The 13,106-nt window shown below is 71.1% G+C and carries 13 protein-coding genes and 2 pseudogenes; 6 read left to right on the forward strand and 9 right to left on the reverse strand.

Going from position 1 to position 13,106, the window contains the following annotated elements; all coding sequences use genetic code 11:
- Positions 1-17: 17 nt before the first annotated feature.
- Entirely contained in the window at positions 18-641 is a 624-nt protein-coding gene (locus ACWY4P_RS37905; RefSeq protein ID WP_456205079.1) for an RraA family protein, read from the forward strand.
- Positions 642-643: 2 nt separating this feature from the next.
- Positions 644-1,489 carry a class I SAM-dependent methyltransferase gene (locus tag ACWY4P_RS37910; protein ID WP_456205080.1) on the forward strand — a complete coding sequence of 282 codons (846 nt, stop codon included), beginning with the start codon at positions 644-646 and terminating at the stop codon, positions 1,487-1,489.
- A gap of 26 nt (positions 1,490-1,515) precedes the next feature.
- On the opposite strand, the gene ACWY4P_RS37915 is transcribed toward ACWY4P_RS37910, so the two are convergent.
- Positions 1,516-2,121 carry a TetR/AcrR family transcriptional regulator gene (locus ACWY4P_RS37915; protein ID WP_456205081.1) on the reverse strand — a complete coding sequence of 202 codons (606 nt, stop codon included), beginning with the start codon at positions 2,119-2,121 and terminating at the stop codon, positions 1,516-1,518.
- Positions 2,122-2,234: 113 nt separating this feature from the next.
- Between ACWY4P_RS37915 and ACWY4P_RS37920 the strand changes: the two genes are divergently transcribed.
- On the forward strand, positions 2,235-3,032 hold the full coding sequence (locus tag ACWY4P_RS37920) for an acetoacetate decarboxylase family protein (protein ID WP_456205082.1): 798 nt from the start codon (positions 2,235-2,237) through the stop codon (positions 3,030-3,032).
- Positions 3,033-3,058: 26 nt separating this feature from the next.
- On the opposite strand, the gene ACWY4P_RS37925 is transcribed toward ACWY4P_RS37920, so the two are convergent.
- Positions 3,059-3,793 (reverse strand): alpha/beta fold hydrolase, encoded by a 735-nt coding sequence (locus ACWY4P_RS37925; protein ID WP_456205083.1) that lies wholly within the window; start codon positions 3,791-3,793, stop codon positions 3,059-3,061.
- A gap of 63 nt (positions 3,794-3,856) precedes the next feature.
- Here ACWY4P_RS37925 and ACWY4P_RS37930 point away from each other — a divergent pair, with 63 nt between their 5' ends.
- Complete coding sequence (locus ACWY4P_RS37930) at positions 3,857-4,855, forward strand: helix-turn-helix transcriptional regulator (protein WP_456205084.1); 999 nt, start codon at positions 3,857-3,859, stop codon at positions 4,853-4,855.
- 65 nt (positions 4,856-4,920) lie between these two features.
- On the opposite strand, the gene ACWY4P_RS37935 is transcribed toward ACWY4P_RS37930, so the two are convergent.
- Positions 4,921-5,454, reverse strand: coding sequence for a GNAT family N-acetyltransferase (locus ACWY4P_RS37935; RefSeq protein WP_456205085.1), 534 nt, complete (start codon positions 5,452-5,454; stop codon positions 4,921-4,923).
- A gap of 191 nt (positions 5,455-5,645) precedes the next feature.
- Positions 5,646-6,881, reverse strand: a complete 1,236-nt coding sequence (locus tag ACWY4P_RS37940; protein ID WP_456205086.1) for an epoxide hydrolase family protein — start codon at positions 6,879-6,881, stop codon at positions 5,646-5,648.
- A gap of 63 nt (positions 6,882-6,944) precedes the next feature.
- Here ACWY4P_RS37940 and ACWY4P_RS37945 point away from each other — a divergent pair, with 63 nt between their 5' ends.
- Positions 6,945-7,913, forward strand: coding sequence for a helix-turn-helix transcriptional regulator (locus ACWY4P_RS37945; protein WP_456205087.1), 969 nt, complete (start codon positions 6,945-6,947; stop codon positions 7,911-7,913).
- Between the two features lie 29 nt (positions 7,914-7,942).
- Here ACWY4P_RS37945 and ACWY4P_RS37950 read toward each other — a convergent pair whose 3' ends face one another.
- Together ACWY4P_RS37950 and ACWY4P_RS37955 are read right to left on the reverse strand one after the other, a co-directional pair.
- Positions 7,943-8,803, reverse strand: a complete 861-nt coding sequence (locus ACWY4P_RS37950; RefSeq protein ID WP_456205088.1) for an ATP-grasp peptide maturase system methyltransferase — start codon at positions 8,801-8,803, stop codon at positions 7,943-7,945.
- Positions 8,804-9,080: 277 nt separating this feature from the next.
- Positions 9,081-9,496 (reverse strand): annotated as a pseudogene (locus tag ACWY4P_RS37955) (ATP-grasp ribosomal peptide maturase); the annotation flags it as partial.
- Between the two features lie 34 nt (positions 9,497-9,530).
- On the opposite strand from ACWY4P_RS37955, the pseudogene ACWY4P_RS37960 reads away from it, so the two are divergent.
- Positions 9,531-9,853: pseudogene (locus ACWY4P_RS37960) on the forward strand (VOC family protein).
- An 84-nt stretch (positions 9,854-9,937) separates the two neighbouring features.
- Here ACWY4P_RS37960 and ACWY4P_RS37965 read toward each other — a convergent pair.
- The 3 genes from ACWY4P_RS37965 to ACWY4P_RS37975 all read right to left on the reverse strand — a co-directional run bounded on the left by ACWY4P_RS37965 (position 9,938) and on the right by ACWY4P_RS37975 (position 12,885).
- Entirely contained in the window at positions 9,938-10,072 is a 135-nt protein-coding gene (locus ACWY4P_RS37965) for a hypothetical protein (RefSeq protein ID WP_456205089.1), read from the reverse strand.
- A 261-nt stretch (positions 10,073-10,333) separates the two neighbouring features.
- Entirely contained in the window at positions 10,334-11,449 is a 1,116-nt protein-coding gene (locus ACWY4P_RS37970; RefSeq protein ID WP_456213194.1) for a cytochrome P450 family protein, read from the reverse strand.
- A complete protein-coding gene (locus tag ACWY4P_RS37975) occupies positions 11,431-12,885 on the reverse strand; it encodes a cytochrome P450 (RefSeq protein WP_456205090.1) in 1,455 nt (484 codons plus the stop codon). The genes ACWY4P_RS37970 and ACWY4P_RS37975 overlap by 19 nt, the downstream gene beginning before the upstream one ends.
- Positions 12,886-13,106: the final 221 nt, after the last annotated feature.

Genomic DNA, 13,106 nt, shown 5'->3' on the forward strand with positions numbered 1-13,106 from the left:
ATGGAAGAAGGCAGACCATGACCGATGCCACCGGCTTCGAGAACATCCCCCCGACCACCCTCGCCGACATCCTGGGCCGCGAGCAGGTCATGGAGATCGGCATCCGCCCGCTCTGGTCCCCGACCCCGCGAGTCGCCGGCCCCGCGTTCACCGTGCGGTGCCCTGCCGGTGACAACCTCATGCTCCACGCGGCCATCCACCGCGCGGAGCCCGGCTCGATCATCGTCGTCGAGTCGGGAGACGTGGACTACGCCCTCGCCGGAGGAAACGTCTGCGCCGTCGCCCAGCGCCGGGGGATCGTGGCGTTCGTGCTCGACGGGGTGATACGTGACCTCGGGGAGGTGCGGGAGATGGGCTTTCCCGTCTTCGCCAGGGGAGTCATCCCCATCCCGGGCACCAAGGCGGCCGCCCGGCCGCTCAATGTCCGGGTGCGGTGCGGCGGCGTCGACGTGAACGCCGGGGACATCGTGGTGGCCGACGAGGAGGGCATCGTGGTCACTCCCCACGCCCGCCGGGAGGAGGTGCTCCTCGCCGCGCAGGCGAAGCTGGCCAAGGAGGCCGAGGAATCCTTCGACGCGTGGGAGGAGGCGCACCGCGCCCGCATCGACAAGATCCTGGGCGACAAGGGCTTCGTGGACTGAACATGGTCGTGGGCTGGGAGTGGGACGACACGCTGTTCGCGGGCACGGCCGCCTACTACCGGCGCGGGAGGCTCCCGTACGCACCTGGGCTGGCGGACGTGCTCGCCGAGGTTCTGCGACTCGACGGGCGAGGGCGCCTCATCGACGTGGGGTGTGGACCAGGCACCCTCGCGCTGAGTCTGGCGCACCTGTTCCGTGAGGTCGTCGGCGTGGACCCGGACAGCGGGATGATCGCCGAAGCCGGGCGCGAGGCCGCCATGGCGGGTGTCACCGGGAAGGCGCGGTGGGTGCGGGCCCGCGCGGAGGATCTGCCCGCAGGCCTTGGCACCTTCACCGTCGCGACCTTCGGTCAGTCCTTCCACTGGATGGACCGCGACCTGGTGGCGGCAACCATCAGGGACATGCTCCGGCCCGGTGGGGCGCTGGTGCATGTCTCGGACCTGAAGACGGAAACCCGGACGGTCGTCGGCCTTCCGTATCCGGCCGTGCCCTACGCCGCGGTGGAGGAGCTGGTCAGGCATTACCTGGGTCCGGTCCGACGCGCCGGCCGGGGGGTGCTGCCGCAGGGGACGCCCGGCGGTGAGGCGGCAGTGTTCACCCGGGCGGGATTCTCCGGGCCCCGGCGCCATGTCGTTCCCGGCGGGCAGGCGCTGACACGTACCCGGGACGATGTCGTCGCCTCGGTGTTCTCCATGTCGTTCTCCGCTCCGCATCTGTTCGGCACGCGGCGTGACGACTTCGAGGCGGATCTGCGCCGACTCCTGCGGGAGGCCTCTCCGTCGGGCCGGTTCTCCGAACGCCTGCCGAGCACCGAGGTCTTCGTCTGGCTGGGGCGTGCCCAGAGGTAATGGGCAGTGCCCCGGCCATGAGCACCTCAAGATTCATTTCGGTGGGGGAGCCGCGGGGGAGCGTCGGTGACGAGTTGAACAAGGTGTTCGGCGAGGTCGGCGTCGAGGGGGGAGCCGGTCATGAGTCGTCGGTAGAGGATGGTGCCGGCCCATATGTCCTGGACGAGGTCGGTGTCGAGGTCGTGGGGCAGGTCGCCGCGTTGGATTCCGCGGCGCAGTGCCGCGGCGATGTTCTCGCGCTTGCGGTACAGGAAGGCTTCCCGGAACCGGGTCATGAGTTCGGGGTGGTGGAGGAGGCCGCCGGCGAGTGCGGGCAGTGAGGCGGCCATGTCCTCGTTGGCGTAGTTGTCGATGGTCATGTCGACGGCGTGGCGCAGTTCGGCGTGGGTGTCGCCCAGATCGGGGATGTCCTCGGCGCGGTAGATCTCGGCGAGCGCGTCGGCGACGAGCGCCTCCTTGCTGGGCCACCAGCGGTAGATGGTCGATTTGCCGACGCCCGCGGCCGCCGCGACGGCTTCGATGGTCAGCGCCGCGTATCCCTGTTCCGACAGAACATTCCGTGCCGCGTCGAGGATCTTTGCAGCGGAACGCGGCCCACCGGCGACCGAGCCTGAGGAGAAGACGAGTGCCATGATAAGAACGATACGTATCGTTTCACTTGCGGGTCAAGGCGTGCTATCGTCGCCTCCCGTTCGATGAAACGATACGTATCGTTTCATTCTTGTCTCTTCCCGAAGGACGTGTCATGAAGGGTTACACCGTCCCCCTGTCTCCCCGTGGCATCGCGAACCTGGCGCCCGCCCCGCCGTGGCACTATGCCGGTACCGCGGTGGGTGTGGAGTTCTTCACCGACCCGGCCGCCGCCGCGGCGACCCTGCCCAAGGGGCTGACCCCCGACCCGGACTCCGCCGGCCGCGGCGTCGCGATGTTCATCGACTGGCAGTACTCCTCCACGGACCTGGAGTACCTGGACCCCGTACGCTCGCAGTACCGGGAGTTCCTCATCACCCTGGACGCCCACTACAACGGCGCCCCGGTGGCCTGGTGCCCCTACATCTACGTCGACAACGACTCCGCCATGGCCCGCGGCTGGGTCCAGGGCTTCCCCAAGAAGCTCGGCGCCGTCCACCAGACCCGCGCCTACTCCGTCGGCGGCCCCGGCACCCCTGTCCTCGGCCCGGGCGGCCGGTTCGGCGCCACCGCCTCCGCCGCCGGACAGCGGATCGCCGAAGCCAAGATCACCCTCGAACAGCCGGTCCCCGACCCCGCCGCCCTGATGAGCCGCCCCGTGGTCAACCTCCGCCACTTCCCCCGCCTGGCCGCCGGACAACACGACGAGCCCGCCGTCCACGAACTGGTCATGGCCGTCCTGGACGACGCCGCCGTCAGCGACGCCTGGGTCGGCACCGCAGACCTCGCCTTCCTCCCCGCCCACGGCGAAGAACTCGCCGACCTGCCCGTCCAGCGCACCGGCAAGGGATTCCACTTCGACCTCGCCTACACGGTCACCGACCTCAAGGCCCTCGCCGACCACAGCGACTGACCACCCCACAGGCCTGGGGCTGCCGGTCAGGCCGCCTCGTGCAGGATCGCCGCCAGTTCGCCGGGGCGGTCGAACATCGGCCAGTGCCAGCCGGGCAGGTCCCGGTAGGTCAGGCCTTCGTCCGCCATGTGCCGGAAGGCGGGGGCGGTGGCGGCCATCGCCCGGACCTGCTCGACCGGGAAGCTGCACAGCACGTGCAGCCGCGGCAGCTTCTCCCAGGCCCCGGTCAGCCGGACCGGGGTGGTGGCGGTGGCCCACGGCTGCGGCGCCGACAGCCGCGCCAGCCGCTCGAGTGTGCCGTCGGGCAGCTCGGGCACCCCGGAGGCCGGCTCCTGCCACGGCGGTGGCGGCAGCTGCCAGCCGTGCCCCACCGTGCGTACCAGCTCGGCGTTGCGCGCCTGCTCCTCCGGCGGGGTGAACTGCGTCTGGGACATCCCGTCCGGCAGCGGCCCGCTGTCGATGAACACCAGCCGGGCGATCCGTTCCGGCATCCGGTCCGCCACGCTCGGGATCACCACCGCGCCCGCGTAGCTGTGCCCGACCAGCACCACATCGTGCAGGTCCTCGTAACGGATCAGGTTGAGCACGTCGGTGACGTGCGTCTCCAGGTCGGTGTCGGGCCGGGCCAGGTGCGCGCGCTCGCCCATGCCGGTCAGGCTGAGCGGGTGGACCTCGTGCCCACGGCCGCGCAGCTCGGCCGCTACCGGGCGCCAGGCCCAGGCCCCGAGCCAGAACCCGGGCAGTAGTACGTAAGTTGACATGGCCCACACGCTAGGACCGATACCGGACAGGATCCGCCCGGTATTCCCGGGATACTTCCGGGCATGACCCGACCGACCGCCCGAGTGCTCGCCCTGCTGGAGATCCTCCAGGCCGGCGGCACCCGCACCGTCGCCGACCTGGCCGACCGGCTCGGCGTGGACGAGCGCACCGTCCGGCGCTACGTCGACCACCTGATCGACCTGGACGTCCCGGTCCGGTCGGTGCGCGGCCGGTACGGCGGCTACCGGCTCGCCCCCGGCTACCGGATGCCCCCGCTGATGCTCACCGACGAGGAGGCGCTGGCCGTGCTGCTCGGCCTGGTCGCCGGCCGGCGGGCCGGGCTGGTGACCACGTCCGTCGCGGCGACGGAGAGCGCCGCCGCCAAGGTGCGCCGGGTGCTGCCCGAGGCGCTCGGCCGCCGCCTGGACGCGCTGCTGGCCACCGCGGACTTCACCGCCCCGACCCGTCCCGTGACCACCCCGGAGACGGGCGTGCTGCTGATGCTCGCGGAGGCCGCGCGGCACCGCCGGCCGGTCGCCCTCACCTACACCGCCTGGAACGGGCGGCACAGCGAGCGCACCGTGCACCCGTACGGGATCGTCGCCCACTCCGGGCGCTGGTACGTGACAGGGGCGGACTCGGCCAGCGGCGAGGTACGCACGTTTCGGCTCGACCGGATCGAGACCGCGACGGAGCTGCCGGGGTCGTTCGAGGTGCCGGTGGGGTTCGACGCGGCCGCCCGGGTGCTGTCCGGGCTCGCCGAGGTGCCCTACCTGCACGAGGTGTCGCTGCGGATCCAGGGCACGGCCGAGCAGGTCCGCTCCCGGATCCCGGCCGGGATCGCCACCGTGCGGGAACTCCCGGCCGCCTCCGGGGCGGGGGAGGGTGGCGTATGGGTACGGGTCCAGCTGCGGGCCGAGCGGCTGGAGTGGGTCGCCTCCGTGCTCGCCTGGCTGGACCGCCCCTTCGTGATCGAGCACCCGGACGCGCTGCGCGACCACGTGCACGCCCTGGCCCGCCGACTCGCCACCTGCGCCGACGCGGTCACCGGCAGCGAGTAGGCGAGCGGCGTCTCGGAGACCCGCGGTGGGGCCGGCGGCATACCGCCGGCCCCACCGGGTCACCGCTACCGCTGCTCGAGGTCTCGCTTCGTGATCCTGAACCGGGCCACGTTCTCCTCGGTGGCCAACTGCTGGAAGCCCGCCTTCTCCAGCACGCGCAGAGAGGACGGGTTCGACAGCTCCACGCTGGCGAAGACGGTGTGGACATCCGGTGCGGTGAGGGCGAACTCCGCCAGGGCCCTGGTGGCCTCGGGGGCGTAGCCTCGGCCGCGGCGGGAGGCCACGATGCCGTATCCGATTTCGAGGGTGCCGTCGCTGGGCGGCCAGAACAGGCCGGTCGAGCCCACCACCAAGCCACTGTCGCGCTCGATGATCAGGCGGTGGCCGTATGCGCCGAGCCAGTGCGGGTGCTGGTCGAAGAGGCCCGCGATCACCCGATCACCCTCGGCGGGGAAGTCGTCCGCCCAGTGCGCCGACCTGGTGTCGCCGAGGACCGCGGTGGCCTCGGCGGTGGTCCACGTCCGGAGGACGAGGCGGTCGGTGGTCAGATCATCGTGGGCCGATGATGGGGAGGAGGAAGTAGAGCAAGTGGAAGACACGTGTCACTCCTGGTCGTTGGAACGACCCGGGCCGCGCTCTGCTACCGCGCGGGCCGGACGAGGGCATGCTGACGAAGGCCGACGGCAGCCATATTCATCAACCTCCTCGTCAGGTGATCACGCGTCTCTCGCGTCGGTGTGATCGTAGCAATCTCTTTCCCGTCATGAGGTCCACTCAGCGGAGGGGCATCTCAGCGCAGTTTCCGGAAGAACGAACGGATGTCGGCGGTCAGGACATCCGGCGCCTCCATCGCCAGGAAGTGGCCGCCCTCCTCCAGTTCGGTCCAGGCAGTGATGTTGTGATCGCGCTCGGCCCACCGCCGCACGGTCACATCGTGGGCGGAGACCAGTACGGCCGTTGGGACCGTGCCGCGTTGCGGGGACCAGTCGCCTCCTTCGCCGCTCCAGTCGCCCTCCTCGCCGCTCCAGTCCGCGCCGTCGCCCGAGTCGGTCCATGCCGTCGCGGACATCTCCTCGTAGTACACCTGCGCCGCCGACCCGGCCGTACCGGTGAACCAGTACAGCGAGATGTCCGTCAGCATGCGGTCCCGGTCTACGCTCTCCTCCGGCAGGCCGTCCTCCGGCCAGGTCAGTTCCTTGAACTTCTCCACGATCCAGGCGAGCTGACCGGCCGGTGAGTCGTGCAGGCCGTACGTCACCGTCTGCGGCCGCTTGGCATTGCACTGCAGATAGCCGTCGTTGGCGTGCTGCAGCCGCTGCCAGCGGCGCTGGTCGGGCTCGCTCAGGCCGTCCGTCTCGCCCTCCGCCCCGATCGGGAAGGTGATCATCGCGTTGAGGTGAATGCCGATGACGCGCTCGGGTGCCTGCCTGCCCATCCGGGGCGCCACCCAGGACCCGGTGTCGTACCCCTGGACGCCGTACCGCTGGTAGCCCAGCCGGGCCATCAGCCGGTCCAGTACTTCGGCCATCCGGGCCGCGTTCATCCCGGGGCCGGCCAGCGGGGTGGAGAAGCCGAATCCTGGGAGCGAGGGGATGACCAGATGGAAGGCGTCGGCCGGGTCTCCGCCGTGTGACCGGGGGTCGGACAGCGGCCCGATGACGTCGAGGAAGTCGGCGAAGCCGCCGGGCCAGCCGTGCAGCAGCATGAGCGGGGTGGCGTCCGGCTCGGGGGAGCGTACGTGGAGGAAGTGCAGGTTCTGCCCGTCGACGGTGGTGACGAACTGCGGGTGGGCGTTGAGCGCGGCCTCCTGCTCGCGCCAGTCGTACGAGGTGCGCCAGTAGTCGGCGAGCTCCTTCAGATAGCCGACCGGAACCCCGCGGCTCCAGCCGACACCCGGCAGCTCGCCCGGCCAGCGGGTGTTGGCCAGGCGGGCATTGAGGTCGTCGATCAGGGCCTGGGGAATCGCGATGCGGAAGGGGCGGATGGTGGTGTCGGAGTCGGTGTCGTGCGGGGTGTTCTGTGCCATGCCCCGGAGGTTAGGAGGGGCTTAGGACAGGCGCCTTCCCAAGTTCGTGGCAGTGTCGGGGGAATGTTGGAGACCTCCGCACGGCTGCTGCGCCTGCTCTCGCTTCTGCAGACGCACCGGGAATGGACCGGCGCCGAGCTCGCCGCGCGCCTCGGCGTCTCGACGCGCACCGTGCGCCGCGATGTGGACCGGCTGCGCGAGCTCGGCTACCCGGTGCATGCCACGCGGGGAATCGCCGGCTACCGGCTGGGGGCCGGTGCGTCCCTGCCTCCGCTGCAGTTCGACGACGACGAGGCCGTCGCGGCGGCGATCGCCCTGCGGACGGCGGCCGGCGGAGCCGTCACGGGCATCGAGGAGGCGTCCCTGCGCGCCATGGCCAAGCTCGAACAGGTGCTGCCGTCCCGCCTGCGGCACCGCGTGGACGCGCTGAAGCAGGCCACGCTGCGCATCGGGCCGACCGGGCCGGAGGTGGAGCCGGACACGCTCATGGTGATCGCGGACGCGTGCCGACGAAGCGAACGCCTCCGCTTCGACTACTCCAGCCCGCGCACCGGCGCCACCGTCCGCTCCGCCGAACCCCACCGCCTCGTCCACTTCGACCGGCACTGGTACCTCGTCGCCTGGGACACCGACCGCGGCGACTGGCGTACGTTCCGGGTGGACCGGCTGACCCCGCGCACGCCGACCGGACCGAGGTTCGCCCCCAGGCCGGCGCCCGACGGCGACGTCGCCGCGTATCTGTCCCGGCAACTCTCCCAACGCGCCTGGCCGTACCAGGCGACGGTCACGCTGTACGCGTCCGTCGAGGAGGCGGCCGACCGGGTCTGGCCGGGCATGGGCGCGATCGAGGCCGTGGACGGGCAGGGCTGTCTGCTGCACCTCGGCGCGGACTCCGTCTGGGACCTGATGTGGATGATCACCTCGGTGGACCTCGACTTCACCCTGACCGACGGCCCGCCTGAACTCGCCGACGCCCTGCGCGCCCACGCCGAGCGCTGCCTGCGCGCGGTGGCCAGCGCGTCATCGACGTGATCGAACATGGCATTTGACGGACGTAGCGGTCACGGCCGGAGCCTGGGCCAGGTGATCGTCTGCCCCTCCGGCGTCACTGTGATCGCGAACCGCTCCAACGCCGGTGCGCCATCCGCACGCCAGCGGCTCACCCGGTCCTCTATCGCGTCCCAGATCCGATGCGGGCCGCCCTGCCGTACCGTCCAGCGTCCATCGGCCTCCGACAACGCCGCCCATGACCCGCCCGCCACGTCGATGAGCAACTGCTCCGTACGCCCCTCGGCGACCATGCTGATCCGCTGCGCCCGGGGTGCCGCGAGCTGGGCGACGAACCGGGCGGTCCAGTCGGCGTCGAGGACATCGGTGCCGAGCTCGGCCTGACGTTGCTCACCACCGCCGAGGTCGGGCAACATCCCGAGCGCGGGCGGCAGATGAGGGCGGGCCAGCATGAAGGAGATCTGCCCGCCGAGGAAGCGGCCGGACGCCGTGCCGTCGCCCCGGACGGTCAGCCGGGCCAGTTCGGAGGAGTACAGCCAGCCGCTGACGGTGGCCAGGATGATTCCGCCGGGGCGGGTCTGCTCGATCCACGCGCCGGGTACGGTCAGAACGCCGCAGGTCGCGATGGTCCGGTCGTACGGGGCGCCGTCCGGGTGCCCGGCCAGACCGTCGCCGACCACGAGGCGCGGCAGCCGGCCACAGGAACCCAGCGCGGCACTGGCCCGGCCGGACACCGCGTGGTCGACTTCCACGGAGGTCACCAGGTCGTCGCCGAGCCGGTGGCAGAGAAGGGCGGTGGAGTATCCGGACCCGGTGCCGATCTCCAGCACCCGGTTCCCGTCCTGGACCTGGAGGTCCTCCAGCATGCGTACGACGAGGCCCGGCATCGTGCTGGAGGAGGTGGGAGCGCGCATGATCTCCCCCGGATGTCCCCAGGAACGACCGTGCCCGCGACCTGTATCACCAGGGACTCGTCCGTATAGCAACGCTCCAGCCACTGGACGTCCTCCGGCATGACCGGCCGCCACGCGGTCGGCCCCGGTCCGTCCACCCGCTCGAAGAACCCGCCCCGCACGAACTCGTGCCGCGGGACGGCCTGCACCGCCTCCCGCCACGGAGCGGTACGCAGATGGCCACCGGCCGCCAGGCCGTCGGCCATGCGTCGGCGCAGCCGCTTGTCGTCCGTCGCGTTCATGTTCTCTCCAGCAGGTCAGCCATCGCCGCCACCAAGGGCAACCCGGTCTCCGGCTCCAGCCACGCCCACTGGCCCGAGGGGTTGCATTCCAGGAACCACCATCGGCCCTGTCGGTCCACGGCGAAGTCGAAAGCGCCGAAGACCAGCCGGAAGTGTGCGAGGTAGGCGAACAGGCCCTCGGTGATCGCCTCCGGGGGCCGTACGACGGTGTACGTCAACCGGGCGTAGTCCGTACACCAGTCCAGCAGGCCGGAGCCGATACGGACGCAGAACACCCGCTCGCCAATGACGGTCACCCTGATGTCCGCGACCTTCTCCAGATGAACGCCCGTGCCGCATCCGGTTCGGAGCTCAGCAGCGTCGGCTGGATGTGGAACCCCGCCTCGGCGGCGGCAGCGAGTCCGGAGGGCCTGCGGGATCATGTCGGGGTTGTCCACCGCCGAGCGATGGGGCCTGCCGTGTATGGGCCGCGCAACGCGGACGCCCCGCGTGAGGAGGCGGAAGACGACTGGGTGGTGCTGGTCCCGGTGGAGGGGCACGGGCCCAGCTGGCGCTCGGTCTCAGCAGGACGCCGGTTCAGGAGCATCCGCGGATTCATCTGGACCTGTATGCCGGGGACGCGGCGGACCAGGCCGCCGAGGTCGAGCGGCTGGTGTCCCTGGGCGCCCAGCGCGTGGACTGGGACCTTTATCCGGACGACGCCGACTTCGTCGTGCTCGCCGACCCCGAGGGCAACCGCTTCTGCGTCATAGACACCAGCCACGGATGACCCGTCGGGAAGTGTCAGACACCTGGCTCTCCTCTTGTGCTTCGAGTTCCACCCCGGCCCGGCCCGGCCATCGGATACCAGTCGTCAGTGACTGGTGGCGTGCCGGTAGGCCAGTCGTGTGAGGTAGGGGATCAGGCGGAGCCGGCCACTGGGGAGCGGATAGCCGTTGGCAGTGGCCCAGTCGCAGACGACATCGAAGTCGGGGTCCTCGGTGGTCATGTCCGGGGTGCCACTGACCGCGTATGCGGTCAGTCGGGCCTCGGTGAGGAGGGCCGGCGGCAGACTGAGGTCGAAGCGTCATGCCCAGCTCGGACACCTCGGCATCGGTGATCGGCTCGGTCCCCGCCCCGGGCGCCCCGCCCATCCGTAGCGCCAACTCCTTCGCGTCGATCCCGCGAGCCAGGACCACGCCGGACATCAAGCCCGTCCCCCCCCAACCCCCTCGGACAGCCACTGAATACCGTCACCCATGACGCCCCCCTACCTCCCGGTGCGCACCGGGAGCGTCTGGTGGCCGTTGGAGATGAGGGTGGGGAGGGGGCGTAGGTCCTGTGGAGGGACGGCGAGTTGGAGGTCCGGGAAACGGTCGAAGAGGGCCGGGAGGGCGATACGGGCTTCGAGGCGGGCCAGGGGGGCGCCCAGGCAGTAGTGGACGCCGTGGCCGAAGGCCAGGTGTTCCTTGACGGAGCGGGTGACGTCGAAGCGGCCGGCGTCCTCGCCGTGGGCGTCGGGGTGGCGGTTGACGGCGGTGAGGGAGAGGAGGATCGCGTCGCCCTGCTTGATGGTGACGTCCGCGAGTTCGATGTCCTCGACGGCGTAGCGCAGCGGCACGTTGACCACGGGGGGCTGGGCGCGCAGGGTCTCCTCGATCACGTCGTCCCAGGTGGCCTGGGACGAGCGGACCAGGGCGAGCTGGTCGGGGTGGGTCAGCATGGCGTGGACGGCGTTGTCGAGGAGCTGGACCGTGGTCTCGAAGCCGGCGGCGATGAGCAGGCCGACGGTGTCGGCGAGTTCCTGCTCGTTGAGGCGGGAGCCGTCCTCGTCGCGGACGGCGATGAGGTCGCTGGTGATGTCGTCGCCGGGGGTGTCCCGTTTGAGGGCGACGAGTTCGCGCAGCAGGGCCTCGTGGCCCTGGTAGGCGGCGGCGGCCTCGTCGGGGTTCGCGGTCGTACGGAACATGGTGGCGACGTACTCGAGCTCGCGCTCGCGCATCTCGCCCTTGGGGATGCCGAGCAGTTCGCAGATGACCTCGATGGGGATCGTGTGGCAGTACGCCGCCTTGAGGTCGACCGGCGTGTCGGGTCCGCCTGCCGCGAGGTCGTCCAGCAGGCCGGATACCAGCTGTTCGATATGGGGGCGCAGCGCGGCCGTGCGGCGGGTGGTGAAGGCCTTGGCGACGAGCCTGCGCAGCCGGGTGTGGTCGGCGCCGTAGGCGGTGAACATGTTCTCCACCGCGACCCAGGCGATCAGGGGCCAGGTCGCGGGGATCTCACCGCCGAGGAACTTGGGCCAGTGCTGCCTGGGGTCCTTGGAGACGCGCGGGTCGGTGAGCAGCTGCTTGAGGAGGGCGGGGTCGGTTATCGCCCACGCCACCACGTGATCAGGGAGTTCCACCAGGGTCGCTGGGCCGCGTTCCCGGAGCCGTGCCCCTTCGCCGTGGACGTCGCGCCCTTGGGGGTCGAGGACGAGGGGTCTGTCGACGGGTCGGGGGTGGGGTTCCATGCGTTGCCTCCGGTGGTCTGGTCGGTCGCGGTGGCGCCTGTTTGATCGTACTTGGCGGCTACCGGAGGGAAATGGACCGGCAGGGCGGCCAGGGCCCGGTGGAAGGGGCCGGGGCGCCAGTGCAGTTGGGCGGGGTCGACGGCCAGCTCGATGTCCGGCACGCGGTCGAGGAGCTTCTCGACGGCGGTGGAGGCGATGATCCGCGCCGGGTCCTTCGCGGGGCAGGCGTGCGGGCCCGCGCCGAACGCCAGGTGGGCGCGGTTGCCGCGGCGGTCGGCGACCAGGTGCGGGTCGTTGTTGGCGGCGGCCATGCTGATGAGGACGGGGGCGCCCTTGGCCAGCCGGTGTCCGGCGACAGTGACGTCGCGGACCGGGAAGTGGGTGGCGTAGTTGGCGATCGGCGGGTCGGTCCACAGCACCTCGTCGAGCGCCTCGTCGACCGGCATGGTGCCGCCCGACAGATCGCCCGCGAACCGGTCGTCGGACAGCAGCAGTCGCAGCGCGTTGCAGATCAGGTTCTTCACGGGCTCGACGCCGGCGCCCAGAAGGAGGACGAGCTGACTCACCATCTCCTCGTCGCTGAGCCGGGCGGGGTGGGCCAGCAGCCAGGAGGTGATGTCCGCCCCGGGCTCGGCCCGCTTCATGGCGATCAGCGCGAGGAGGGTCTCGGTGAGGACGACGTTGGCCTTCACGGCGTCTTCGCTGGCGTCCAAGAGCGCGGCCATGGCCCTGACCAGCGTCTCGCTCAGCTCGGGCGGGCAGCCGAAGAGCTGGTTGAAGACGAGCAGCGGCAGCCGGGCGCAGTACTCGCTGAGCAGTTCGGCCTCGCCCTCGGGGCCGAAGAGGTCGATGAGGAGGTCGGCGCTCTCCTCGACGTAGGTGCGCAGGGCGTGTGGGTTGAGGCGGTTGAGGGTGTCGGAGACCGCGCCGCGGTACCGCTCGTGCTCCTCTCCGTCGGTGTACATGGGGTTGGGCCGGTACATCATCATCGGGACGACGGGGCTGTCCATGGGGACCGTGCCGTCGGCGAGCGCTTCCCAGCGGCGCGGGTCCCTGGGAAACGTCTCGGTGTTGCGCATGATCTCCAGGGCGGTGGCGTAGCCGGTGACGAGCGAGGCGTGGACGCCGGGGGAGATCTCCACGGGCGCCACGGGCCCGTACGCGCGCAGCCGTGCGTAGACGGCGGCCGGGTCGGCGGCGAACTCGGGCCCGTACAGCGACTCGGGGCGGCCCGCTTGCGGGGCCTGGCCGGAGTGTGCGGGGCAGCCGGGGGGCGGGGTCGGGCCGGAGTCGGGGGTGGAGGTGGGCACACGTACTCCTGGGTGGCACGGGGATGAACAGGGCACGACAGTGTCATGGCGGGGGGTGAGCCCGGCTCGATCCCGTGAGGCGGAGACGTCGTAGGCGCGGCCGAACGGGGGCAAGGTTAGCTGTGGATCACCGGCGCCTCCACCCCTGAGGGGGACCCAAACTGCCTGGTACGCGGGCCGGCCCGGCGGCGCCGCCCCCGCCGCGGGCCGGGAGCGGCGGT

It is taken from the genome of Streptomyces sp. LZ34 (assembly GCF_053890475.1).

Bases quoted from the DNA above. Each gene is read 5' to 3' on its own strand.
- ACWY4P_RS37965 (WP_456205089.1), bottom strand. From the start codon at position 10,072: ATGACCACCGAGGACCCCGACTTCGATGTCGTCTGCGACTGGGCCACT.
- ACWY4P_RS37945 (WP_456205087.1), top strand. From the start codon at position 6,945: ATGTTGGAGACCTCCGCACGGCTGCTGCGCCTGCTCTCGCTTCTGCAG.
- ACWY4P_RS37915 (WP_456205081.1), bottom strand. From the start codon at position 2,121: ATGGCACTCGTCTTCTCCTCAGGCTCGGTCGCCGGTGGGCCGCGTTCC.
- ACWY4P_RS37910 (WP_456205080.1), top strand. From the start codon at position 644: ATGGTCGTGGGCTGGGAGTGGGACGACACGCTGTTCGCGGGCACGGCC.
- ACWY4P_RS37925 (WP_456205083.1), bottom strand. From the start codon at position 3,793: ATGTCAACTTACGTACTACTGCCCGGGTTCTGGCTCGGGGCCTGGGCC.
- ACWY4P_RS37950 (WP_456205088.1), bottom strand. From the start codon at position 8,803: ATGCGCGCTCCCACCTCCTCCAGCACGATGCCGGGCCTCGTCGTACGC.
- ACWY4P_RS37905 (WP_456205079.1), top strand. From the start codon at position 18: ATGACCGATGCCACCGGCTTCGAGAACATCCCCCCGACCACCCTCGCC.
- ACWY4P_RS37930 (WP_456205084.1), top strand. From the start codon at position 3,857: ATGACCCGACCGACCGCCCGAGTGCTCGCCCTGCTGGAGATCCTCCAG.
- ACWY4P_RS37920 (WP_456205082.1), top strand. From the start codon at position 2,235: ATGAAGGGTTACACCGTCCCCCTGTCTCCCCGTGGCATCGCGAACCTG.
- ACWY4P_RS37940 (WP_456205086.1), bottom strand. From the start codon at position 6,881: ATGGCACAGAACACCCCGCACGACACCGACTCCGACACCACCATCCGC.